Raw genomic sequence first — 22734 nt, 5'->3', positions numbered from 1 at the left:
CGTGTTTATCGGCTACCATTTTCGCAAATGAACATTAATGTTCGATTTCCAAACAGAAAATCAAAAGAGCCCGAGGCCAGCCGATGTCCACATCTACCTTGCGTACGCCCCCTCTCTCCGAGATCTACGACATTGCCGTGATCGGCGGCGGGATCAATGGCGTGGGGATCGCAGCGGATGCCGCCGGTCGCGGTCTCTCGGTGTTCCTTTGCGAAAAGGACGACCTCGCCAGCCACACCTCGTCGGCCAGCAGCAAGCTGATCCACGGTGGCTTGCGTTACCTCGAACATTACGAATTCCGTCTGGTGCGTGAAGCGCTGGCCGAACGCGAAGTGCTGCTGGCCAAGGCGCCGCATATCGTCAAGCCGATGCGCTTTGTACTGCCGCACCGTCCGCACCTGCGTCCAGCGTGGATGATTCGCGCGGGCCTGTTCCTGTATGACAACCTCGGCAAGCGCGAAAAACTGCCAGGCTCGAAAAGCCTGAAGTTCGGCGCCGACAGTGCGCTGAAAAGCGAAATCAAAAAAGGCTTCGAATACTCCGACTGCTGGGTCGATGACGCCCGCCTCGTCGTACTCAATGCCATGGCCGCCCGGGAAAAAGGCGCCCACGTTCATACCCAGACCCGTTGCGTCAGCGCCCGTCGCGCCAAGGGCCTGTGGCACCTGAACCTGGAACGTGCCGACGGCAGCCTGTTTTCGATCACCGCCAAAGCGCTGGTGAACGCGGCCGGTCCGTGGGTTGCCAAGTTCATCCGTGACGACCTGAAAATGGAATCGCCGTACGGCATCCGTCTGATTCAGGGCAGCCACATCATCGTGCCGAAACTGTACGAAGGTGAGCACGCGCACATTCTGCAAAACGAAGATCAGCGCATCGTCTTCACCATTCCGTACCTGAACCACTTCACCCTGATCGGTACCACCGACCGTGAATACACCGGCGACCCGGCGAAAGTGGCGATCACCGACGGTGAAACCGACTACCTGCTGAAAGTGGTCAACGCCCACTTCAAAAAGCAGCTCAGCCGCGACGACATCCAGCACAGCTACTCGGGCGTCCGTCCGCTGTGCAACGACGAATCCGACAACCCGTCGGCCGTGACCCGCGATTACACCCTGGCGTTGTCCGGTGGCGGCGAAGAGGCGCCGCTGCTGTCGGTGTTCGGCGGCAAGCTGACCACTTACCGCAAACTGGCTGAATCGGCGATGGCGCAACTGCTGCCGTTCTTCACCCAGATGCGCCCGAGCTGGACCGCCACGGCGACCCTGCCCGGCGGCGAAGACATGAGCACCCCGCAGGCCTTGTGCGCGCAGATTCGCGACAAGTTCGACTTCGTTCCGACCGAGATCGCCCGCCGCTGGTCCACCACCTACGGCAGCCGCACCTGGCGCATGCTTGAAGGCGTGGACAGCCTCACCGACATGGGCGAACACCTGGGCGGCGGGCTCTACACCCGTGAAGTCGATTATCTGTGCAGCGAAGAGTGGGCGACCACGGCCCATGACATCCTGTGGCGTCGCAGCAAGCTGGGGCTGTTCACCACCCCGGTCGAACAGGAGAAACTGGCGGCGTATCTGGGCAAGGTCGAGCTGAATCGCAAGATCGAAGCGGCCTGATTCCTAAGACATCGCTTGCATGACAAGCCCCTGAATCGTGAGATTCAGGGGCTTTTTCACATCTGCAGAGCTGTGGCGTGGGGATTTATCCCCTCGCCACCATGCATCACTGAGTCACTGGGCCAGATGCAACAGCAGAAAATCAATGAACGCCCGCGACTTGTGCGGCAGATGCGGGCTGTTGGGGAACACCACGTTGATCGATTGCGACGGCAGCGAATACGAAGGCAGCAAGCGCCGCAAACGCCCGCTGGCAATGTCGTCGGCGACCACCCAGGCCGGCAGCACTGAAACGCCCAGTGACGACAGGGTCATCGAACGAATCGCCGTCGAGGAGTTCGATTCGAAGTGGCTGGTGCCGCTGACCTCGACCCCCTGCCCCTGGCTATCGCGCAACGTCCATTGGGTCGGCGCCTGCAAATTGCTGTTGGCAATCCACGACACGTTATTCAGGTCCTGCGGTTCGTTTACCGGATGGCGGGCGAGAAATGCCTCAGTGGCCACCAGCACGATTTCATAATCCGCGAGCTTGCGGCTTTTGAACGCGGAGTCCGCCAAGTTGCCCAGGCGAATCACCAGATCGAGCTTTTCCGCGACCAGATCGTTCAACGAAGAGTTGAAGTTATAGCACAGACGAATTTCCGGATAACGCTCGGAGAACAGCGGAATCAACGGCAGGATATATTTTTCACCGTACTCGCTGGTTGAACTTATCCGCAACTTTCCGGAGACCCGGTTATTACCTTTCAGGACATTATCAAAGGCATTATCAATATCCGCGACAATACCCTTGAACTCCTCATAAAACTCCTGCCCTATTTCGGTCAGCGATATATTGCGGGTATTGCGGATCAATAGCGTGGCCGACAAGACTTCTTCCAGCGCCTTGACATGCAGGCTGGCCATGGCTTTGCTGATACTCAGGTAATTCGCGGCTTTGGTGTAAGAACCAAAATCCACCACCGCAAGAAACGTCTGGACCCGATTAAGATGAGAGTGCATCGCGCTATGGCTCACTGTTAAATCCCGTCAAACATTGTTTTAAGCATAGTCGTATCGACACTTCAAGTCCATCGCCCCTATGCTGCGCGGCAAAGGGGATACAACATGAACTATCGCTATAAGATCGCGCTGATCTTTCTGATCGGCTTTTTTATTGACTGTATAAACATCTTTATGTCGGCTGTGGCATTGCCGAGTATATCGGCAACTTTGCAAGTCAGTACTTCGTCGGTGGCGTGGGTCGCCAATGCTTATATTCTCGGCCTGACCCTGATTATTCCGGTGAGCACCTGGCTGGCGGGGCGCTTTGGCAGCCGCGAAATTCTCACGCTGTCGATGCTGGTCTTCAGCGGTGCAGTGTGGATGTGCGGGATGGCCGACAGTTTCCATGAACTGGTGATCTGGCGTTTCCTCCAGGGCATCGGTGGTGGTCTGTTGATTCCGGTGGGCCAGGCGCTGACCTTCAACCTGTTCCAGGGTGAGCAACGGGCGAAGATTTCCACGCTGGTGATGGCGGTCGCGCTGATTGCACCGGCCATTTCGCCGACTGTCGGCGGCATCATCGTCGACAGCAGTTCGTGGCGCTGGGTGTTCTACAGCAACATCCCGTTCTCGCTGATCGCCGCCGGGCTGTCGTGGTTCTGGATCAAGGAAGCCAAGCCCGCCAGCCTGCCGCGTCCGGACATCCGAGGGTTGTTGCTGGTCAGCGCCGCGCTTGCCAGTCTATTGATGGGCATGTCGCTGTACGGCGGCGATTACCCGGCGCTGGCCGCACTGATCTGCGTGGCGGCGGGCCTGCTGTTCATCGCCCTGTACCTGCTGCACTACCGGCGCTGCAACAACGCGATCATCGAACTGAACCTGCTCAAAAGCAAAAAGCTCAGCACCTCAATCTTCATCTATTACGCGATTCCCGGCGTGTTCACCGGGGTCAACCTGATGAGCATTTTCTTTCTGCAGAACACCCTGCACTTCAGCGCCCGGCTGACGGGGATGTTCATGATCCTCTACGCCATCGGCGCCTTCATCGCGATGACGATTTGCGGTCGGGTCTACAACCGGGTCGGCGCCAAACGCCTGTTCACCCTCGGCATGCTGTTGCACAGCGCCGGCATCGCCACGCTGATGCTGGTCAATGCGCCGACGGACCTGTGGGTGATCGTGATCGCCTACAGCCTGATGGGCATCGGCGGCGGCATCGGCGCCAACACCGCGCAGACCACCTCGCTGATGGACTTTGCCGGCGGCGACACGCACAAGGCCAGCGTGATCTGGAACATCAACCGACAGATGTCCTTCAGCCTCGGTGCCGCGCTGTTTTTGATGATCTTCAATGTGCTGCTCAAGCAGTTCGATACCACGGCGGCCTACCACGCGACGTTCGCGATTGCGGCGCTGGTCGGACTGTTCCCGCTGTTTCAGATGAGTCAATTGAACCCTCCAAAGGAATGCCATGAACAACAACCTGGTTGAACGAGCGCAACACAGTATTCACCACGTGCATGACCTGATTCACCGCGTCTTCACCGATGCCGACGGCACCGGAGCCGCCACCGTCGCGCCGCTGATGGCGGTGTTCGCCGAGCACTTCAGCATGGTCACCACCGCGGCCGCCATCGTCGGCCGCGCGCAGGTCGAGCAACTGTTCACCGGCGCGGTCGGTGCCCGCAAAGGTCTGGAAATCCTGATCAGCGATCTGCACACGGTCTGGCACGAAGGCACGACCGTGGCGCTGCGCTACAAGGAAACCCATCGCCTGAACCAGCGCGAAACCTCGCGCATTTCGGTCGCGATCCTGCGGGTCCAGCACCACGACGTTCAGTGGCTGTACCTGCACGAAACACCGCTGAGCCAGGAAACGCCTGCATGAAGTTCACCGTCACACATTGCCGGATGCTCTCGGCGTCAATCAAGGAAGTCACCGTCAGCGGCCCGGCTTCGCTGATCGCGATGAGCCACGCCGGTGCGCATTTCAAATGGCTGATCCCGGGGCTGAATGATCCTCGGCATTACTCGACCGTGCATCTGGACGAGGCCGGGGACGGCCGGTTCACCTTCGCCATCCGCCTCTCGCCGGAGTCCGTCAGCAGCCAGTACATCCGCGCCCTGGCCGTCGATGACAGCGTGGAACTGGAAGGCCCGTTAAACACTTTCAACTACCCGCTGAGCGTCACCAGCGGTCGCGACATCGCGATTGCCGGCGGCATCGGCATCACGCCGTTGACCGGCATCCTGCGTCACCTGGCTGCGCTGCAGCGTCCAGCGCACCTGCATTACTTCGCCAAGAGCGTTGACGACGCGGTCTACGCCAGCCACCTGCAAGAACACCTTCAGGAACGCATGCAACTGCACCTGTCGGGCCATCGTCCGGCAATCGCTGACGTGCTCGCCGACCTGTGCGCCGACGACCGTCTGTATGTCTGCGGCCCGGCGGCAATGCTCGGCGAGGTGCTCAGCCATGCCGAACGTGCGGGTCTGGCCCGCGACCAGATCCATCTGGAGGTGTTCAACGTCGCCCGCGACAGCGCCGCGCAAGGTTGCGTCATCGACGCGGCGGACTCCGGCGTCAGCGTCGAGGTCGGCCCGCAGCAGTCGTTGCTCGAAGCCCTGGAAGCTGCCGGGCTCGATCCGCTTTACGACTGCCGTCGCGGCGAATGCGGCGTCTGCGCACTGGATGTACTGGAAGGCGAAGTCGATCACCGCGACTTCATCATGAGCGAACAGGAAGCGGCCTGCAGTGCGCGGATCTATCCCTGCGTGTCTCGCGCGAAAAGCCCCCGCCTGAAGCTGGCGATCTGAAGAGGACACCCCGTTGGACAACTATTTCAATGGCAGAGAAGTGCATAAATCTCTGTTCCTTGATCAGTCTCTATTCGAACAGGAACAGCAGCGGGTTTTCGCCGCGAGCTGGTGTTACCTGGGCCACGACAGCCTGATCCCCGAGACCGGTGACTACTTCACCACCACCCTGGCCCAGCAGCCGCTGGCGATGATTCGACAGAAGAGTGGCGAGATCAAAGTCCTGCACAACCGCTGCCCGCACAAAGGCGTGAAGGTGCTGGCCGAAGCACGCGGCAATGTCGGGCGCTTCATGCGTTGCCCGTACCACGCCTGGACGTTCAAGACCGACGGCGAATTGCTGAGCATTCCGGTGAAAAAGGAATACGACGACTGCGACCTGAGCAGTTGTTCGGCGCACAAAGGCATGCGTGCGGTGACGGCGGTGCGCAACTATCGCGGCTTCGTGTTCGTGCGCCTGACGGAAGAAGGCGTCGGCTTCGATGAGTTCTTCGGTGAGTCGCTGTCGACCCTGGACAACATGGTCATGCGCTCGCCCCAGGGCCAGTTGAAGGTCGTCGGCCAGCCGTTGCTGCACCGCCATCGCTGCAACTGGAAGATGGTCGTCGACAACCAGACCGACACCTGCCACCCGATGATCGCCCACGAATCCTCGGCCGGCGAAGCGATTCGCTTGTGGAAAGACACCGGCGACCAGGGCAAGCCGCCGATGGCGGTCGAACTGTTCTCGCCGTTCATGGCGTCCTACGAGTTTTTCGCCGGCATGGGCATTCGGGTCTGGCCCAACGGCCACGGGCACACCGGGGTCAGCAACTCGATCCACAAGGCCTACACCGACATCCCTGGGTACTGGGAACTGATGGTGGAAAGCTACGGTGAAGACCAGGCCCGGGCGATCCTCGACGACACCCGCCACAACACCGTGTATTTCCCCAACCTGATGGTCAAGGGGCCGATCCAGACACTGCGCGTGATCAAACCGGTCAGTGCCCGGGAAACCATCGTCGAGTCGTGGATCTTCGAGCTGCAAGGCGCCCCGGTGCAGTTGCTGGAAAGAACCGTGCAGTACAACAACCTGATCAACTCACCGTGTTCGATGGTCGCCCACGATGACGTGGAAATGTACGAGCGGGCAATGGAAGGTCTGGGCAGCGACGCCAACGAATGGGTCAACGTCGCCCGACTGTTCACCCCGCACGAAGCCTATGCGCAGACCCAGGTGGTGTCCGGCACCAGCGAAATGGCGATGCGCAATTTCTATAACAGCTGGCAGCACTTGATGCGGGATGACCATGCAACACGATCAATCTAATCAGCACGCCATCGAGCAACTGATCGACACCGAACTGCACTTGCTCGACCAACAGGATTTCGACGCCTGGCAACAACTGCTCAGCGACGATTACACCTACTGGATTCCGATGACCCGCGAACAGCGCAGCCCGTTGCACGAGTCCTCGCTGGTGTATGAGGACCGCTTCCTGACCACGCTGCGAATCAACCGGCTGGCCAATGCGCGCAACTTTTCCCAGCAGCCCAAGAGCCGCTGCCTGCACATCGCGCAGCGTCCGCGGATCACGGTTGACGAGGCCTCGTTCAGCGCCTTCGCCAGTTCCAACATGCTCTATTGCGAGGCCCGCAGCGACAGTGAATGGCACTACCCGGTCACCGTCGAGCACCGACTGATCAATATCGACGGCACGTGGAAAATCCATGGCAAGAAGATTCTCTTGCTCAACCCCGCACGCGCCCTTGAAAGCCTGCAACTCATTATCTGATCGACCGAGAATTACCCCTGTGAACCCTATTCCCAAAGGCTCCAACCAGGCGTCCGCGTGCCTGTCTTTTCCCTACGTCGATCTGCTCTATGACTATGGCCAGTTCCTGCGCAATGCCGATGAAGCGATCGGCTACCTGCCGGCGGAATCCGCCGAGAAGCACATCGGCATCGTCGGTGCCGGCCTCAGCGGGCTGGTCGCGGCCTACGAATTGCTGCGCGCCGGTGCGCGCCGCGTCACCCTGTTCGAAGCCGAGCCGGAACACGTCGGCGGGCGCTTGCTGACCCAGTGCTTTGACGAAGAACAGCCACAATTCATCGCCGAAATGGGCGCGATGCGCTTTCCGCCCAGTGAAGTCGGGTTGTTTCATTACCTCAATCGTTTCGGTATCCAGACCACCGAAGCGTTTCCCGACCCGGGCGTCGTCGACACCGAAATCCACTACCGTGGCGAGGCCCATCACTGGGCGGCGCTGCAGCCACCGCCGGCGCTGTTCAGCACCGTGCACCAGGGCTGGGTGGCGTTTCTTCGCGAAGGCGTGACCCTCGATGACGGCACGTGCCTGGCACCGCCACTGCTGCTGACCGAACTGCTCAAACAGCACAACTACTGCGAAGTGCAGCCCGAGTGGCAACGCTACCTGGACTGCTTCGGCGACAGCTCGTTTTACTCGGCGATGGTGCGCATCTTCACCGGCAACAACCCTCCGGGTGGCAAGGCATGGCGCAAGCCCGAGGACTTCCACCTGTTCGGTTCGCTGGGGATTGGCTCCGGCGGCTTCCAGTCGGTGTACCGCGCCTCGTTCACCGAGATCCTGCGGCTGGTGGTCAATGCCCTGGAGGTCAATCAGCGGCTGGTGCCCAACGGCATTTCCTCGCTGGCCGAGCGAATTGCCGACACCGCGTTCAACGGCATTGAGCTGCGCGACATGATCTGCCGCACGCGCATCGAGTCGATCAACAAGGGCGCCAACGGCGAAATCCTGCTGGCCGGCAGCAACGGCGAAACCTACGCCTGCGACAGGGTGATCACCACCACCACGACCCGTGCCCTGCAAGTGAACCTCAAGCTCACGCAGAACCAGGCCTTCGTCAATCGCGACGTGGCGCGGGCGATCAACGAAACCCACATGGTCGGCTCGTCCAAACTGTTCATCCTGACCAAGGACAAGTTCTGGCTCAAACACGGCCTGGCGCAAAACATCCAGACCGACACCCTGGTCAAGGGCGTCTATTGCCTCGACTACGCGCCGCACGACCCGGACTCGTGGGGCGTGGTGCTGATCAGTTACACCTGGGAAGACGACTCGCACAAGATGGTGTCGATGACCGACAAGGTGCAGCGCTGCCTGCGTCTGGTCGACGAACTGGCGATGAGCGCGCCGGAGTTTGCCAGCCACCTGCTGCCGCTGGACGGCGACTACCAGCGCTACGTTCTGGAATACGACTGGCTGACCGACAAACACGCGCTGGGCGCCTTCAAACTGAATTTCCCTGGCGACGACATTTACTCCGAACGCCTGTTCTATCAGTTCCGCACTGCGCTCGATCCGAACCAGGACACCGGCCTGTACCTGGCCGGTTGCGGCGCCTCGTTCACCGGTGGCTGGGCCGAAGGCGCGATTCAAACCGCACTCAACGGCGCCTGTGCGGTGATCAGCAGTCTGGGCGGCGACCTGATTGCCGGTAACCCGCTCGACGACTTGCACTCGCAGTACCGCTACTGCTGATCCCGGCCTTTTCAACCCGAGAATTTTCCATGTACAGCCAGCTTTCCATTGAACAGCTCGTCAACGGATTTCGCAGCGGCCAGCACTGCCCGGACACCTGGCAGCAGGCCCTGCGCGAGCGTCATGCCCAGGTGCAACACCTCAACAGTTTCATCACGTTCGACCCGGCAGCGCTCAAGGCCGACGGTATCGCACGCGACAGCGCGCTGTACGGTTTGCCCGTGTCGTTCAAAGACAACATCAACGTCAGCGGCATGCCGACCACCGCCGGCACACCCGGCCTGGCCGACTATGTACCGCAGGTGGACGCCGGTATTGTCCAGCGCTTCAAACACCTCGGTGCGCGGGTGGTGGGCAAGAACAACATGCACGAACTGTCGTTCGGCGTGACGTCGGCCAATCACACCTATGGCGCCGTGCTCAACCCGGCCAATCAACGGCACAGTGCCGGCGGCAGCAGCGGCGGTTGTGCCGCCGCCGTCGCCGCCGGCCTGGTACCGTGCGCAGTCGGCACGGACACCGGCGGTTCGGTGCGCATTCCGGCGGCGTTCTGCGGCATCGTCGGCATGCGTCCGACCACGGGCCTCTACCCCGCCGACGGCATCGTTCCGGTGTCGCAGACCAAGGACACTCCGGGCCTGCTGACCCACACCGTGGAAGACTGCCAGTTCGTTCACGGGCACCTGACCGGCAGCGCACAACAGGCCGCAGACCGACCGTTGCGCATCGGCATCCCCGAGCGCTTTCTCTGGGCCGACCTCGCTGACAATGTGCTGCGCGATTGCCGTGCGGCGATCGACACCCTGGCCGATCGCGGCGTGATCATCGTGCCGGTCGACGACGCCGTGATCGGCGAGATCAACGAAAGCATCCAGTTTCCGTTGCCGATCTACGAGTTTTTCATCGACTTCCCGCGGTTCCTGATGGGGCAAGGACGTGGTGCGCAGTTCCTCGATATTCTTGCGCAGATCCGCGATCCGGCGATCAAGAAAATCCTCAACGCCCAACTGGAAAGTCCGGCGATTTCCTACACCGATTACGTGCAGGCGTTGATGAGCAAACTGCGTCTGGAGCAGGAATACCGTGCGCTGCTGGGCAACCACCGACTGGATCTGATCGCTTACCCGACCGTCACGTGCAGCGCGCCGCTGCTCAGCGATTGCTCGGACGAAAGCAACTTCGAAGCCTTCGTGCGCAATACCGATCCGGCGAGCAACCTGGCGGCACCGAGCATCAGCATTCCGGTCGCGGCTGCGGGCGGGTTGCCGGTGGGGTTGTCGTTCGATGCATTGCCGGGGCAGGACAGCTTTTTGTTGGCGAATGTGCGGCATCTGACGCACCTGCTCGACATCCGCTGAATAGCCATCCTGCACAAAACCCTGTGGGAGCGGGCTTGCCCGCGAAGAGGCCAGCGGCTTCAACATCACTGTTGACGGACCGAGCGCCATCACGGGCAAGCCCGCTTCCACAGCAACCGTGTCAACCACTGCCATATAACAATTCAAATTGCGGGCCTTGCCATGCGCGTCACCTCAATCTCTTCCGTTCCTGCTGTCGAACGCTCGCCGTCGATCATCGGCGGCGCCATGATCATTGGCGGCACCATCGTCGGTGCGGGCATGTTCTCCTTGCCGGTGGTCATGTCCGGGCTGTGGTTCTACGGCTCGGTCGCCGTGCTGTTGCTGGCCTGGTTCTGCACCTTGCACTCGGGCCTGATGATCCTCGAGGCCAATCTCAACTACCGCGAAGGCGCGAGCTTTTCCACCATCACCCGCGATCTGCTCGGGCGTGGCTGGAGCCGTTTGAACGGCTTGAGCATCGTGTTTGTGCTCTACACCCTGACCTACGCCTATATTTCCGCCAGCGGTTCGGTGATTCATCACACCGCGCAATCGCTGGGCTGGACGCTGTCGTCACGGGCCGGTGGCCTGGGGTTCACCCTGCTGGTGGCGTTTATCGTCTGGCTCAGTACCACGGCGGTGAGCCGGATGACCACGCTGGTGTTCGGCGCCAAAATCCTCGCGTTCTTCCTGACGTTCGGTGGTTTGCTCGGGCATGTGCAAAGCGCCACGCTGCTCAACCTCGACCACGGCGACAACCACTATTGGCCCTACTTGCTGGTGACCCTGCCCTTCTGCCTGACCTCGTTCGGCTTTCACGGCAACGTGCCCAGCCTGATGAAGCATTACGGCAAGGACCCACAGCGGATCCGCACCTGTCTGGTCAGCGGCACCTTGCTCGCACTGGGTCTGTATCTGGTGTGGATGTTGTGCAGCATGGGCAATATTCCCCGGGACGCGTTCAAGGACATCGCCCAGCGCGGCGGCAACATTGATGTATTGATTGGCGCCTTGGGGTCGCGGCTCAACAGCGCCAACATCGACCTGTTGCTGACGTTTTTCTCCAACTTCGCCGTGGCCTGTTCGTTTCTCGGGGTGACCCTGGGGTTGTTCGATTACCTGGCCGATGTCCTCGGCTTCGACGACAGCCCCGCCGGGCGCTTCAAGACCGCCACCGTGACCTTTGCTCCGCCAATGCTCTGCGGAGTGCTCTGGCCGGAAGGTTTTATTCATGCCATCGGTTTCGCCGGGCTGGCGGCGACGTTATGGGCGGTGATCACCCCTGCCCTGTTGGCGCGGGCTTCGCGTAAACGCTTCGGCAGCCCGCGCTATCGGGTGTGGGGCGGTACACCGATGATTGGCCTGGTGCTGTTGTTCGGGGCCCTCTGCGCGGTCTCGCACCTGTTGTTCGTGTTTGGCTGGCTCCCGGTCTGGCGCTGAGGCAAAGCGTTCGGTTTTCCGAACGCGACTTTACGGTCGATTCGGTAAACCGGATCAGATACGCTGAAAAACACCGCCACAAAAGTTTAATAACGTTATAAAACAACCAGTTAACCATCGAAGACTGGTCTGGCACGACTCATGCTCTACACTCTCTCGACGAATGCCTGCAGTGCCAACACTTCAGGAGCCGTCAGGCATTCGAAGCACAAAAGGGCCGACGAACTGGCTCCATAAAAAAAACAATTCGAGGAAAATTTGATGCGCATCGTTCCCCATATCCTGGGCGCAGCCATTGCTGCCGCTCTGATCAGCACACCAGTTTTCGCCGCCGAACTCACCGGCACCCTGAAGAAAATCAACGATTCGGGCACCATCACGCTCGCTCACCGTGACAGCTCCATTCCGTTTTCCTACATCGCGGACGCTTCCGGCAAACCCGTGGGCTACTCCCACGACATTCAAGTGGCCATCGTTGAAGCCCTGAAAAAAGACCTGAACAAGCCAGACCTGCAGGTCAAGTACAACCTGGTGACCTCGCAAACCCGTATCCCGCTGATCCAGAACGGCACCGCGGATATCGAGTGCGGCTCCACCACCAACAACGCCGAACGCGCCCAGCAAGTCGACTTCACCGTCAACATCTTCGAAATCGGCACCCGTCTGCTGGTCAAGAAAGACAAGGATGGCAAGCCGTCCTACGCTGACTTTGCCGACCTGAAAGGCAAAAACGTCGTGACCACCGCCGGCACCACGTCCGAGCGCATCATCAAAGCGATGAACGCCGACAAGCAGATGGGCATGAACATCATCTCCGCCAAAGACCACGGCGAGTCCTTCAACATGCTGGAAAGCGGCCGCGCCGTAGCCTTCATGATGGACGACGCCCTGCTCGCAGGCGAAGAAGCCAAGGCCAAGAAGCCGGCCGACTGGATCATCACCGGTACGCCACAGTCCTTCGAAGCCTACGCGTGCATGGTTCGCAAAGACGACCCGGCCTTCAAGAAGGCTGTCGATGCCGCCATCGTTGGCCTGTACAAGTCGGGCGAGATCAACAAGATCTACAGCAAGTGGTTCGAGAGCCCGATTCCTCCAAAAGGCCTGAACCTGAACTTCCCGATGAGCGACAAGGTAAAAGATCTGATCGCCAACCCGAGCGACAAGCCGGCGCCTGACGTAAAAATCTGATTACTGACTAACCTTATCGCCTGAGGGAGCCACCCTCCCTCAGGCGTCTGTTACTACCTGCTGGCTTTACTGTGGAACACTCGACCTGGCGGTTTCCGAGCCGATCGCGTGTGTCCGACGTTCACCGTCGGACGGGAAAGGACCTTCCCCAAGCGGGTGCTTGTACATCGATCGATCTCGAGGGGAGACCCTAATGAATTACAACTGGGACTGGGGCGTGTTCTTCAAGTCCACCGGCGTTGGCAGCGAGACGTATCTCGACTGGTACGTCACCGGTTTGGGCTGGACCATTGCCATCGCCATCGCGGCATGGATCATCGCCTTGCTGCTGGGCTCCATTCTGGGGGTCATGCGCACGGTGCCGAACCGCATCGTATCGGGCATCGCGACCTGCTACGTCGAACTGTTTCGCAACGTGCCGCTGCTGGTTCAGCTGTTCATCTGGTACTTCCTGGTACCTGACCTGCTGCCGCAGAACCTGCAGGACTGGTACAAACAGGACTTGAACCCGACCACCTCGGCCTACCTGAGCGTTGTCGTGTGCCTGGGCCTGTTCACTGCAGCCCGTGTCTGCGAGCAAGTGCGTACCGGCATCCAGGCGCTGCCACGCGGCCAGGAATCCGCCGCCCGCGCCATGGGTTTCAAGCTGCCGCAGATCTACTGGAACGTGCTGCTGCCCCAGGCCTACCGGATCATCATTCCGCCGCTCACCTCGGAATTCCTCAACGTGTTCAAGAACTCCTCCGTGGCGTCCTTGATCGGCCTGATGGAATTGCTGGCGCAAACCAAACAGACCGCCGAATTCTCGGCCAACCTGTTTGAAGCCTTCACCCTGGCCACGCTGATCTACTTCACCCTGAACATGAGCCTGATGTTGCTGATGCGCATGGTCGAGAAGAAAGTCGCAGTGCCCGGCCTGATCTCCGTGGGGGGTAAATAATGGACTTCGATTTCAGCGGCATCATCCCCGCGATCCCGGGCCTGTGGAACGGCATGGTCATGACCTTGCAGTTGATGGTCATGGGCGTGGTCGGCGGCATCGTGCTGGGGACCATCCTCGCCCTGATGCGCCTGTCGTCCAGCAAACTGCTGTCGCGGGTGGCCGGCGCTTATGTGAACTACTTCCGTTCGATCCCGCTGCTGCTGGTGATCACCTGGTTCTACCTGGCGGTGCCGTTCGTGCTGCGCTGGATCACCGGTGAAGACACGCCGATCGGCGCGTTCACCTCCTGCGTCGTGGCCTTCATGATGTTCGAAGCCGCGTACTTCTGCGAAATCGTCCGGGCCGGCGTGCAGTCGATCCCCAAAGGCCAGATGGCCGCCGCCCAGGCGATGGGCATGACCTATGGCCAGACCATGCGTCTGATCATCCTGCCCCAGGCGTTCCGCAAGATGACCCCGTTGCTGCTGCAACAGTCGATCATCCTGTTCCAGGACACCTCGCTGGTGTACACCGTGGGCCTGGTGGACTTCCTCAACTCCGCCCGCTCCAGCGGCGACATCATCGGTCGTTCCAACGAGTTCCTGATCTTCGCCGGTGTCGTCTACTTCATCATCAGCTTTTCCGCCTCGCTGCTGGTCAAGCGTCTGCAAAAAAGGTTCGCCGTATGATCTCTATCAAAAACATCAACAAGTGGTATGGCGACTTCCAGGTGCTGACTGATTGCAGCACCGAGGTCAAAAAAGGCGAAGTGATCGTGGTCTGCGGCCCGTCGGGTTCCGGCAAATCGACCCTGATCAAATGCGTCAACGCCCTGGAGCCGTTCCAGAAAGGCGACATCGTCGTCGACGGCACCTCGATTGCCGACCCGAAGACCAACCTGCCGAAACTGCGCTCACGCGTGGGCATGGTGTTCCAGCATTTCGAACTGTTCCCGCACCTGACCATCACCGAAAACCTGACCATCGCGCAGATCAAGGTGTTGGGCCGCAGCAAGGAAGAGGCGACCAAGAAAGGTCTGCAACTGCTCGAGCGCGTCGGTCTGTCGGCCCACGCCCACAAGCATCCGGGGCAACTGTCCGGCGGTCAGCAACAGCGCGTGGCGATTGCCCGTGCGCTGGCGATGGACCCGATCGTCATGCTGTTCGACGAACCGACCTCGGCGCTCGACCCGGAAATGGTCAACGAAGTACTCGACGTGATGGTGCAACTGGCCCAGGAAGGCATGACCATGATGTGCGTGACCCACGAAATGGGCTTCGCCCGTAAAGTGGCCGACCGGGTGATTTTCATGGACGCCGGCAAGATCATCGAAGACTGCCCGAAAGAAGAGTTCTTCGGCGACATCAGCGCCCGCTCCGAACGCGCGCAGCATTTCCTCGAGAAAATCCTGCAGCACTAAAAGCAACACACCGAACTCTGTGGCGAGGGAGCTTTGTGGCGAGGGGGTTTATCCCCGATGGGCCGCGAAGCGACCCCCAGCATTTCAAAATCAAACCGCATCTGCCGGTTTGACGACTGCTTCGCAGCCGATCGGGGATAAATCCCCTCGCCACAGGTTCCGCGCTCGAACAAACCAGCATGCTGTTAGCCATGCTGGTTGACCCAAGGCATCTGTGATGAAATGCGACCCCACTCTCTATCGCGCCGCGCCGCCATCACTTGCCGTGAAACCTCGTCTGATCCGTCATTTGTTCCTGCCGCCGCTGATCATCGCCCTGATGATCGGATTGGGTTTTGCCGGCTTCTGGACCAGTGAACATTTCGGCATCCGCAGCCTTGGCGAGAACGGCCAGCGTCAGCTGGAACTGCACGCCCGCGCAGTCGAAAGCGAGATCAGCAAATACACGTACCTGCCCAGCCTGCTGGAACTGGAAACCAGTGTCCCGCAACTGCTGGCCGACCCGACCCCGGAACACCGGCAAACGGTCAATGCTTACCTTGAAGGTCTGAACCGGCGCAGCCGCAGTCGGGCCATCTACGTCATGGACACCACCGGCCGCGTGATGGCCACCAGCAACTGGCGCGATGTCGACAGCTATCTGGGTGAAGACCTGTCCTTCCGCGCCTATTTCCAGAAAGCCGTACGCGGCGAACCTGGCCGCTTTTACGGCATCGGCAGCACCAATGGCGAGCCCGGTTATTACCTCGCTCACGGTCTCGAAGAGCATGGCAAGATCATCGGCGTCGCCGTGGTCAAAGTGCGGCTGGAGGCCATGGAAGAACGTTGGCAGCGCGCGCGTCTGGAAGCCTTCGTCAGCGATGAAAACGGCATCATCATTCTTTCCAGTGATCCGGCCCGACGTCTGAAAGCCGTCATTCCCTTGAGTGAAGACACCAAGGAAAAACTTGCCCGAAGCCTGCAGTACTACTGGTACCCGCTCAACGAACTGCAACCTTTGGCTCGCGAAACCCTGTCCGAAGGCGTGGAAAAACTCACCTTCCCCGCCAACAGCGAAGTGCCGTCTGGCGAGGATGACATCAGCTATCTGGCGCAGACCCGCCCGTTGAGTGACACGCCCTGGAATTTCACCTTGCTCACGCCTTTGCAGGATTTGCGTCGCGAAGCGATCAACCAAGGCATTCTGGTCGCGGTCGCCTTTGCCTTGGTGGCGTTCCTGCTGATCGCCTGGAACGAGCGGCGCAAAGTCATCGCCACCCGGCTCGCCGCCCGCGAAGCCTTGCAGGAAGCCAACAATCAGCTGGAGCGTCGGATTACCGAACGCACCTCGGACCTGCGCGCCAGCAACGAGCGCCTCAAGAGCCAGATCCGCGAACGCCGTCAGGCAGAAGAAACCTTGCGCCGTGCCCAGGATGAACTGGTGCAGGCCGGCAAACTTGCGGCCATCGGCCAGATGTCCACCAGCATCGCCCACGAACTGAATCAGCCGCTGGCGGCGATGCGCACCCTCTCGGGCAATACCGTACGGTTTCTCGAGCGCGGTCAGCTCGATGTCGCCAGCACCAACCTCAAGACCATCAACGACCTGATCGACCGCATGGGCCGCATCACCGCAAGCCTGCGCTCGTTCGCCCGTCGCGGCGACAGCCACGGTCAGGCCAGCCTCGGCAAAGCGGTGGAGGCGGCGTTGCAATTGCTCGGGGCGCGGGTGGAACACTCGGCGCTGGTGCTGCACCGGCAATTCGCCGACGTGCAATTGCTGATCGACCAGACTCGCCTCGAACAGATTCTGGTCAACCTGATCGGCAACGCCCTCGATGCCATGCAGGCGCAACCGCTGCCGCAGCTGTGGCTGGAAGGTGAAGAGTTCAACGGTAAATATCGCCTGCGCGTGCGCGACAACGGTCATGGCATCGACGCCGAAGCACGCAAGCATCTGTTCGAACCGTTCTTCACCACCAAACCCGGTGAACAAGGCCTGGGCCTCGGCCTGACCCTGTCCGCCAGCCTCGCGGCCGCCACCGGCGGGCATCTGGGTGTCGAACACCCGGCCAGCGGTGGCACCACCTTCGTCCTCAGTTTACCGTTGGTAAGCCCTACTCCTGCCGAGCCAATATGAACCACGACCTTAGTGTGCTGATCGTCGAAGACGACCCCCATGTCCTGCTCGGTTGCCAACAGGCGCTGACCCTCGAAGACATTCCCTGCATTGGTGTGGGCAGCGCCGAAGAGGCACTGGAGCAGGTCGGCGAGAATTTTGCCGGCATCGTCATCAGCGATATCCGCTTGCCGGGTATCGACGGCCTGGAGTTGCTGACCCGCCTGAAACAACGTGATCGCAGCCTGCCAGTGGTGCTGATCACCGGTCACGGCGACATCTCCATGGCGGTCGGTGCGATGCAGAAAGGCGCCTATGACTTCATGGAGAAGCCGTTCTCGCCGGAGCGCCTGGTCGATGTGGCGCGGCGCGCCCTGGAGCAACGCAGCCTGGCGCGGGAAGTGTCGTCGCTGCGTCGACAACTGGCCGAACGCGATTCGCTCGAAGGCCGGATCATCGGCCGCTCGCCGGCGATGCAGAATCTGCGCGAACTGATCGCCAACGTCGCCGACACATCGGCCAACGTCTTGATCGAAGGCGAAACCGGTACCGGCAAGGAACTGGTCGCCCGCTGCCTGCACGACTTCAGCCGCCGCCACAGCAAGCAGTTCGTCGCACTGAACTGCGGCGGCCTGCCGGAGAACCTCTTCGAAAGCGAGATCTTCGGCCACGAGGCCAACGCCTTTACCGGCGCCGGCAAACGGCGCATCGGCAAGATCGAACACGCCGACGGCGGCACGCTGTTCCTCGACGAAGTGGAAAGCATGCCGCTGCCGTTGCAGATCAAACTGCTGCGCGTGTTGCAGGAACGCACCCTCGAACGCCTCGGTTCAAACCAGAGCGTGGCGGTGGATTGCCGGGTGATTGCCGCGACCAAGTCCGACCTCGATGAAGCGAGCAAGGCTGGCGAATTCCGTAGCGACCTGTACTACCGCCTCAACGTCGTGACCCTCGAATTGCCGCCCCTGCGCGAGCGTCGCGAAGACATCCTGCAACTGTTCGAACACTTCACCCAGCAATCGGCGCTGCGCTTTGACCGCGCCCTGCCGGAGCTGGACAACCAGACCCTGTCGAACCTGATGAGCCACGACTGGCCGGGCAACGTGCGGGAGCTGCGCAACGTCGCCGAACGCTTCGCCCTCGGCCTGCCGGCGTTCAAGAAGTCCGGCGCCGGCAGCGCGGGCCAGGGCCTGGCGTTTGCCGAAGCGGTGGAAGCGTTCGAGCGCAACCTGCTCAGCGATGCCTTGCAACGCAGCGGCGGCAACCTGACCCAGGCCAGCCTGGAACTGGGCATGGCCAAGACCACGCTGTTCGACAAAGTGAAAAAGTACGGGTTGAGCCACTGATGGATCTTATTCTCAAAGCAGCGCTCGGCGCGGCAGTGGTGGTGATCCTCGCCGCCCTGTCGAAAACCAGAAACTACTACATCGCCGGGCTGGTACCGCTGTTTCCGACCTTTGCCCTGATCGCCCACTACATCGTCGGCAAAGGCCGTTCAATCGACGATCTGAAGGCGACCATCGTGTTCGGCATGTGGTCGATCATTCCGTACTTCATTTATCTGGCGACGCTGTACGTGATGGTTGACCGCATGCGCCTGGAAGCGTCGCTCGCGGTGGCGGTTGTGGCGTGGCTGATCGCGGCGACAGTGCTGGTCACAGTCTGGGTGCGCCTGCACGCCTGAGCCAAACGCTGGCCCGCCCCTTGCATTTACCCCCAAAGCCCCGCCCGGCTGGTGCTCATGATGGATGAGGCCGGTGTCTGGCAGGGTCTGCCAAGGGTGAATAGCAACCTTGAACATTTTAGATCTCGACCACAGCCTGACGGCCCAGGCACCGATTGCGCGACTGCTCGACAGTGGCCGCGCCAGACGCCTGGACCTGCTCGACCTCGGCCCGAAACTCCGGCTCTGGTCCAGCGAACGCACCTGGCGGCGCTTCGCCGAACGCTTGCAGCAACGGCCGCGCCACAGCGGCCCGGCGCCGGAAATCTTCTTCGTCGGTTCCGGTGATTATCACCACCTGACCCCGGCGTTTCTCACCGACCTGCCCGAGCCGGTCAGCCTGATCCACTTCGACAATCACCCCGACTGGGTGCGTTTCGCGCCGCGTCGGCACTGCGGCTCGTGGGTCAATCAGGCGCTGAAACTGCCGAACATCCGCCGCATCGTCACGCTCGGCCCGTGCAGCGATGACCTGCAAAATCCGCAGTTGAAGGGCGGCAATCTCGCGGCCCTCCGACGCGGGGTGCTGCAGCTGTTTCCGTGGCAGCACGCGCCCTCCAGAGTCTGGGGACGGGTCGGCGACGGCGCCGGGCATGCACAACAGGAAAACATGCTGCACTGGCACAACTTGTCGGAACTCGACTGGCGCCAGTTCCTCGACAAGATGATCGCCAGCCTGCCGACCGAGGCAGTGTGGATCACCATCGACAAGGACGTGCTTGCCAGCGAAGACGCCGCCACCAACTGGGATCAGGGCGGCATGCGCCTGAGCCACATGCTCCAGGCCCTGCGCGCTCTGGCGGCGAGCAAGCGGGTCCTCGGCATCGACATCTGCGGCGAATACGCACGCCCGGCCTTCAGTAACCTGCTCAAACGCTGGGAGGCGAAGACCGACCAGCCCCCGGCCGAGCGCTGGAGCGACGCCGATATCCTGCGCAATTCGGCGACCAATCAAGCCTTGATCGAGCTGTTCGAGGAGTTGTTTCCATGACGTTTACCGTGATTGTGCTGGTGGCCTTGTCGATTGTTCTGGATGTGATCGGCCAGCTCTGTTTCAAACTGGGCCTGGACCGCCTGCCGGCGCTGGAAGGTGGTTTTCGCCTGCAGGTGTTCTGGGGCCAAGTATTCAACGCGCCGCTGCTGTGGGCCGGGATCGGGGCTTATGCGATCGAGTTCTTCGTCTGGCTCGGTGCCCTGTCGCGGGCGCCGCTGAGCCTGTTGTTTCCGGCGGCGGCGCTGGCTTATTGCGGCGTGGTGCTGGCGGGCAAAGTGGTGCTCGGTGAAACCGTCAGCCGGCGCCGCTGGCTGGGTACGCTGGTGATTACGGCGGGCGTGATGCTCGTGTGTGCCGGCCATGTCTGAAGCGCGCCTGGAACTGCAAAGGAACGACGCAATGCATTGGCTCCACGGGCGCCTGGGCACCATCGTGCTGTGGGCGCTGTTGATCATTCTGGAAAGTGGCGGACAGATCGCGAGCAAGGTCGGCGGCGATCAGTTGGGGCAGATGGACTTCAGCCTGCAATGGCTGCAAGGCATCGTCATGACGTCCGGGGTGTGGGTGGCGATTGCCTGCTACATCGGCGCGTTTTTTGTCTGGATGCTGATCCTGCGCCGCAGCAGCCTGTCACTGGCGTTTCCCCTGAGTTCGCTGGTGTTTGTCGGCGTGCTGCTGGGATCGTGGCTGGGGCTGGGCGAGCAGATCAGCCTGCTGCACTGGGTCGGCGTGGCGGTGATCATGGGCGGGATTGCCCTGCTTGCCGAGGGCGAAGAACACTGAAATCGACCGTGCAGGCTGCGTTTTTTGATCTTGAAAAACCAAGATCGCAGCCTGCACAAAGCGCTCAGGCGTCAGGCTTTTGGTGGTTCAGCAAGAACCCCAGACCATGCGCCAACGCGATCTCCTTCACCCCCGCTTCCTGCTGCTGCCGGGCGATCTGCCGGTGATAGGCCTTGACCTGAGTCCAGTGCATTTTCGGCCGATAGTGGTGCTCGGCGTGATAGCCGTTGTTCATCCACAACAGGTTATACAGCGGGCTGTAGGCACTCACGCCCCACGCGATGGGCAAGTCCGGGTTGCCGCCAAAATGCTCGTAATAACCGTTGAGCGACGACAACGCCTGCCCCAGGTACCAGAACGGCAGCAGCACCAGCACCGCTTGCCAGTCGTACACCGCCAGCAGCAGATAGAACGCCAGCGTCACATAGATTTCCACCTTGACCCAACGCGCGTCCTTCGGCCGTTTGCGGCGCATTTCTTCGTAGATCGGCGTGGGATCGTCGCGAAAAAAACTCAGAAACGTGTAGGCCCAGGGATTTTCTGGCTGACCGTTTTTGCCGCGCAGATAAATCGACAGCGGATCAATCGTCTTGCCGTCCGCTCCCGGCCGGTCCGAGTTGCCACGGTGATGCCGGTTGTGGATATCACGATAGAGGGTTTGTGAAAAACCGATGGTCACCGACAACAGCAGATCGAACGCCCGGTTCAGCCACGCCGGGGTGAAGTAGGCGTTGTGGATCTGGTTGTGGGAAATGCTGTTGATGCTCCACGACAGGCTGATCGCATAACCCAGCGCCAGCGGCACAAAGGCCCACCAGGACAGCTGATGAAAGGCTGAGACCAGCCACAGGACACAGGCGAAGTGGGCAATGCCCAATGCGATGGGGATCAGGTCCCACAACGAATGGGCCAACAAACGATAAGCAGGGCGAGCCATGAAGAACATCCTGAAGGAATGGATTCGACATGGCTGTCTGCAAACCGCAGACCAATTCGCCCGCGTGCGCAATCAGTCGAACTTGTAGGCGATGGCCGCCTGCACTTCACCCTGATTGGTATCCCCCACCGCTTTGACGATGCTGCTGTCGGCCGCCGAGCGGGTCAGGTGAATCCAGCTCGCGCTGGTGACCAGCGACCAGTGCGACGCCAGCGCAAACTCGAAGCTCTGGGTCAGCGCCACGTTCTGCAAACCACCGCCGGCGTTGTACGCGCGGATGCCCGAGGCCTGCGCTTCGCGATCACTGACACCGAAGAAGGTCTGGGTGCCCTGCGCATCGGTAAAATGCGCGGTCAGGTTGCTGCTGCCAATCACCCCGCCGCCCAGTGGATAGCCGATTTCACCGCCCACTTTGCCAAACACGCCGCCCTGCCCGCTGCCACCGCCGGCGGCCTGGCCAACGAAGGCGAACACGCGCCAGAAATCGGCCGGAGCGTACTGCACGAAGCCGCCAGCCTCGGCCATGTCGGGCACATCACGCAGGCCACGCAACTCGCCGTTGGCGGTGCGCCCGGAGAGGTAGTTGATGTAAGGCCCGGCGCTGAAACCGTTGGTTTTCAAGGCGCTCCAGGTCAGGCCGTCGTCGGTACCGAGGCTGACATCGCCCCAGTCCAGATCCAGATACGGGATCGGTCGGGTTTCGTAACGGCTGCCGGTCGGATCATGCGGTTGATACCCCACCCCGAGTCCTGCTTCGCCTGTAATGCCATCCGCCAGCGCGGCCCCGGAAAAGCTGGCCAGTGCGGCCAATAACGCCAGTGTCTTCCTCTGCATGAGGTCATTCCTTTTCTGAACTTGCGCGCATCAATCCCCGGATACCGTCCCTGGCGCAAGCACTCATGTTGTTTGTAGCAAGCTACAAAAATTGTAGCCGCGCATGGCGACAAAACCGTATCACCCCC

22 protein-coding genes are annotated in these 22734 nt (G+C 60.9%); 19 read left to right on the top strand and 3 right to left on the bottom strand.

Going from position 1 to position 22734, the window contains the following annotated elements:
- Positions 1 to 83 precede the first annotated feature (83 nt).
- A complete protein-coding gene (gene glpD, locus PseuLF5_RS24150) occupies positions 84 to 1619 on the top strand; it encodes a glycerol-3-phosphate dehydrogenase (RefSeq protein ID WP_340134869.1) in 1536 nt (511 codons plus the stop codon).
- A gap of 114 nt (positions 1620 to 1733) precedes the next feature.
- Here glpD and PseuLF5_RS24145 read toward each other — a convergent pair whose 3' ends face one another.
- Positions 1734 to 2621, bottom strand: coding sequence for a LysR family transcriptional regulator (locus PseuLF5_RS24145; protein ID WP_123466214.1), 888 nt, complete (start codon positions 2619 to 2621; stop codon positions 1734 to 1736).
- A gap of 105 nt (positions 2622 to 2726) precedes the next feature.
- On the opposite strand from PseuLF5_RS24145, the gene PseuLF5_RS24140 reads away from it, so the two are divergent.
- The 18 genes from PseuLF5_RS24140 to PseuLF5_RS24055 all read left to right on the top strand — a co-directional run bounded on the left by PseuLF5_RS24140 (position 2727) and on the right by PseuLF5_RS24055 (position 20835).
- Positions 2727 to 4094, top strand: coding sequence for an MFS transporter (locus PseuLF5_RS24140; protein WP_340134868.1), 1368 nt, complete (start codon positions 2727 to 2729; stop codon positions 4092 to 4094).
- Positions 4075 to 4491, top strand: coding sequence for a DUF4440 domain-containing protein (locus PseuLF5_RS24135; protein ID WP_128613892.1), 417 nt, complete (start codon positions 4075 to 4077; stop codon positions 4489 to 4491). The genes PseuLF5_RS24140 and PseuLF5_RS24135 overlap by 20 nt, the downstream gene beginning before the upstream one ends.
- Positions 4488 to 5420 carry a flavin reductase family protein gene (locus PseuLF5_RS24130; protein WP_267798780.1) on the top strand — a complete coding sequence of 311 codons (933 nt, stop codon included), beginning with the start codon at positions 4488 to 4490 and terminating at the stop codon, positions 5418 to 5420. Before PseuLF5_RS24135 ends, PseuLF5_RS24130 begins: the two co-directional genes overlap by 4 nt.
- A 40-nt stretch (positions 5421 to 5460) precedes the next feature.
- Complete coding sequence (locus PseuLF5_RS24125; RefSeq protein WP_340134867.1) at positions 5461 to 6732, top strand: Rieske 2Fe-2S domain-containing protein; 1272 nt, start codon at positions 5461 to 5463, stop codon at positions 6730 to 6732.
- Positions 6707 to 7198, top strand: a complete 492-nt coding sequence (locus tag PseuLF5_RS24120; protein ID WP_340134866.1) for an aromatic-ring-hydroxylating dioxygenase subunit beta — start codon at positions 6707 to 6709, stop codon at positions 7196 to 7198. Before PseuLF5_RS24125 ends, PseuLF5_RS24120 begins: the two co-directional genes overlap by 26 nt.
- A gap of 19 nt (positions 7199 to 7217) precedes the next feature.
- Positions 7218 to 8927, top strand: a complete 1710-nt coding sequence (locus PseuLF5_RS24115) for an NAD(P)/FAD-dependent oxidoreductase (protein WP_340134865.1) — start codon at positions 7218 to 7220, stop codon at positions 8925 to 8927.
- Between the two features lie 29 nt (positions 8928 to 8956).
- The gene (locus PseuLF5_RS24110; protein WP_340134864.1) at positions 8957 to 10285 is read left to right on the top strand and encodes an amidase family protein; all 1329 of its coding nucleotides are present in this window, start codon (positions 8957 to 8959) and stop codon (positions 10283 to 10285) included.
- 162 nt (positions 10286 to 10447) lie between these two features.
- Complete coding sequence (gene mtr, locus PseuLF5_RS24105) at positions 10448 to 11707, top strand: tryptophan permease (RefSeq protein ID WP_340134863.1); 1260 nt, start codon at positions 10448 to 10450, stop codon at positions 11705 to 11707.
- Between the two features lie 261 nt (positions 11708 to 11968).
- Positions 11969 to 12895: a glutamate/aspartate ABC transporter substrate-binding protein gene (locus PseuLF5_RS24100; protein ID WP_122606850.1), complete on the top strand. Its 927-nt coding sequence runs from the start codon at positions 11969 to 11971 to the stop codon at positions 12893 to 12895.
- Positions 12896 to 13088: 193 nt separating this feature from the next.
- The gene (locus tag PseuLF5_RS24095) at positions 13089 to 13835 is read left to right on the top strand and encodes an amino acid ABC transporter permease (protein ID WP_123466198.1); all 747 of its coding nucleotides are present in this window, start codon (positions 13089 to 13091) and stop codon (positions 13833 to 13835) included.
- Complete coding sequence (locus PseuLF5_RS24090) at positions 13835 to 14506, top strand: amino acid ABC transporter permease (RefSeq protein WP_003227756.1); 672 nt, start codon at positions 13835 to 13837, stop codon at positions 14504 to 14506. Before PseuLF5_RS24095 ends, PseuLF5_RS24090 begins: the two co-directional genes overlap by 1 nt.
- Positions 14503 to 15237 carry an amino acid ABC transporter ATP-binding protein gene (locus PseuLF5_RS24085; RefSeq protein WP_042560754.1) on the top strand — a complete coding sequence of 245 codons (735 nt, stop codon included), beginning with the start codon at positions 14503 to 14505 and terminating at the stop codon, positions 15235 to 15237. Before PseuLF5_RS24090 ends, PseuLF5_RS24085 begins: the two co-directional genes overlap by 4 nt.
- A gap of 217 nt (positions 15238 to 15454) precedes the next feature.
- Entirely contained in the window at positions 15455 to 17356 is a 1902-nt protein-coding gene (locus PseuLF5_RS24080; RefSeq protein WP_123466196.1) for a sensor histidine kinase, read from the top strand.
- Entirely contained in the window at positions 17353 to 18681 is a 1329-nt protein-coding gene (locus PseuLF5_RS24075) for a sigma-54-dependent transcriptional regulator (RefSeq protein ID WP_222834389.1), read from the top strand. The genes PseuLF5_RS24080 and PseuLF5_RS24075 overlap by 4 nt, the downstream gene beginning before the upstream one ends.
- Before the next feature lie 8 nt (positions 18682 to 18689).
- Complete coding sequence (locus tag PseuLF5_RS24070) at positions 18690 to 19019, top strand: GlpM family protein (RefSeq protein ID WP_185015804.1); 330 nt, start codon at positions 18690 to 18692, stop codon at positions 19017 to 19019.
- Positions 19020 to 19128: 109 nt separating this feature from the next.
- Positions 19129 to 20049 (top strand): arginase, encoded by a 921-nt coding sequence (locus PseuLF5_RS24065; protein ID WP_222834388.1) that lies wholly within the window; start codon positions 19129 to 19131, stop codon positions 20047 to 20049.
- On the top strand, positions 20046 to 20420 hold the full coding sequence (locus PseuLF5_RS24060) for a transporter (protein ID WP_123466188.1): 375 nt from the start codon (positions 20046 to 20048) through the stop codon (positions 20418 to 20420). The genes PseuLF5_RS24065 and PseuLF5_RS24060 overlap by 4 nt, the downstream gene beginning before the upstream one ends.
- 31 nt (positions 20421 to 20451) lie before the next feature.
- Positions 20452 to 20835 (top strand): EamA family transporter, encoded by a 384-nt coding sequence (locus PseuLF5_RS24055; RefSeq protein ID WP_123466186.1) that lies wholly within the window; start codon positions 20452 to 20454, stop codon positions 20833 to 20835.
- Between the two features lie 64 nt (positions 20836 to 20899).
- On the opposite strand, the gene PseuLF5_RS24050 is transcribed toward PseuLF5_RS24055, so the two are convergent.
- Together PseuLF5_RS24050 and PseuLF5_RS24045 are read right to left on the bottom strand one after the other, a co-directional pair.
- Positions 20900 to 21772: a fatty acid desaturase family protein gene (locus PseuLF5_RS24050; protein WP_340134862.1), complete on the bottom strand. Its 873-nt coding sequence runs from the start codon at positions 21770 to 21772 to the stop codon at positions 20900 to 20902.
- 72 nt (positions 21773 to 21844) lie between these two features.
- Positions 21845 to 22606: a MipA/OmpV family protein gene (locus PseuLF5_RS24045; protein WP_222834385.1), complete on the bottom strand. Its 762-nt coding sequence runs from the start codon at positions 22604 to 22606 to the stop codon at positions 21845 to 21847.
- Positions 22607 to 22734: the final 128 nt, after the last annotated feature.

It is taken from the genome of Pseudomonas sp. LF-5, from assembly GCF_037626295.1.
In the GTDB taxonomy this organism is placed as follows: domain Bacteria; phylum Pseudomonadota; class Gammaproteobacteria; order Pseudomonadales; family Pseudomonadaceae; genus Aquipseudomonas; species Aquipseudomonas monsensis.
The sequence above is the reverse complement of the archived record's forward strand: the minus strand, read 5'-3'. Positions and strand labels throughout refer to the sequence as shown.

Coding starts and splice junctions, on each gene's coding strand:
- glpD (WP_340134869.1), top strand. CDS start 84: ATGTCCACATCTACCTTGCGTACGCCCCCTCTCTCCGAGATCTACGAC.
- PseuLF5_RS24145 (WP_123466214.1), bottom strand. CDS start 2,621: ATGCACTCTCATCTTAATCGGGTCCAGACGTTTCTTGCGGTGGTGGAT.
- PseuLF5_RS24140 (WP_340134868.1), top strand. CDS start 2,727: ATGAACTATCGCTATAAGATCGCGCTGATCTTTCTGATCGGCTTTTTT.
- PseuLF5_RS24135 (WP_128613892.1), top strand. CDS start 4,075: ATGAACAACAACCTGGTTGAACGAGCGCAACACAGTATTCACCACGTG.
- PseuLF5_RS24130 (WP_267798780.1), top strand. CDS start 4,488: ATGAAGTTCACCGTCACACATTGCCGGATGCTCTCGGCGTCAATCAAG.
- PseuLF5_RS24120 (WP_340134866.1), top strand. CDS start 6,707: ATGACCATGCAACACGATCAATCTAATCAGCACGCCATCGAGCAACTG.
- PseuLF5_RS24110 (WP_340134864.1), top strand. CDS start 8,957: ATGTACAGCCAGCTTTCCATTGAACAGCTCGTCAACGGATTTCGCAGC.
- mtr (WP_340134863.1), top strand. CDS start 10,448: ATGCGCGTCACCTCAATCTCTTCCGTTCCTGCTGTCGAACGCTCGCCG.
- PseuLF5_RS24100 (WP_122606850.1), top strand. CDS start 11,969: ATGCGCATCGTTCCCCATATCCTGGGCGCAGCCATTGCTGCCGCTCTG.
- PseuLF5_RS24095 (WP_123466198.1), top strand. CDS start 13,089: ATGAATTACAACTGGGACTGGGGCGTGTTCTTCAAGTCCACCGGCGTT.
- PseuLF5_RS24090 (WP_003227756.1), top strand. CDS start 13,835: ATGGACTTCGATTTCAGCGGCATCATCCCCGCGATCCCGGGCCTGTGG.
- PseuLF5_RS24085 (WP_042560754.1), top strand. CDS start 14,503: ATGATCTCTATCAAAAACATCAACAAGTGGTATGGCGACTTCCAGGTG.
- PseuLF5_RS24080 (WP_123466196.1), top strand. CDS start 15,455: ATGAAATGCGACCCCACTCTCTATCGCGCCGCGCCGCCATCACTTGCC.
- PseuLF5_RS24075 (WP_222834389.1), top strand. CDS start 17,353: ATGAACCACGACCTTAGTGTGCTGATCGTCGAAGACGACCCCCATGTC.
- PseuLF5_RS24060 (WP_123466188.1), top strand. CDS start 20,046: ATGACGTTTACCGTGATTGTGCTGGTGGCCTTGTCGATTGTTCTGGAT.
- PseuLF5_RS24055 (WP_123466186.1), top strand. CDS start 20,452: ATGCATTGGCTCCACGGGCGCCTGGGCACCATCGTGCTGTGGGCGCTG.
- PseuLF5_RS24050 (WP_340134862.1), bottom strand. CDS start 21,772: ATGGCTCGCCCTGCTTATCGTTTGTTGGCCCATTCGTTGTGGGACCTG.
- PseuLF5_RS24045 (WP_222834385.1), bottom strand. CDS start 22,606: ATGCAGAGGAAGACACTGGCGTTATTGGCCGCACTGGCCAGCTTTTCC.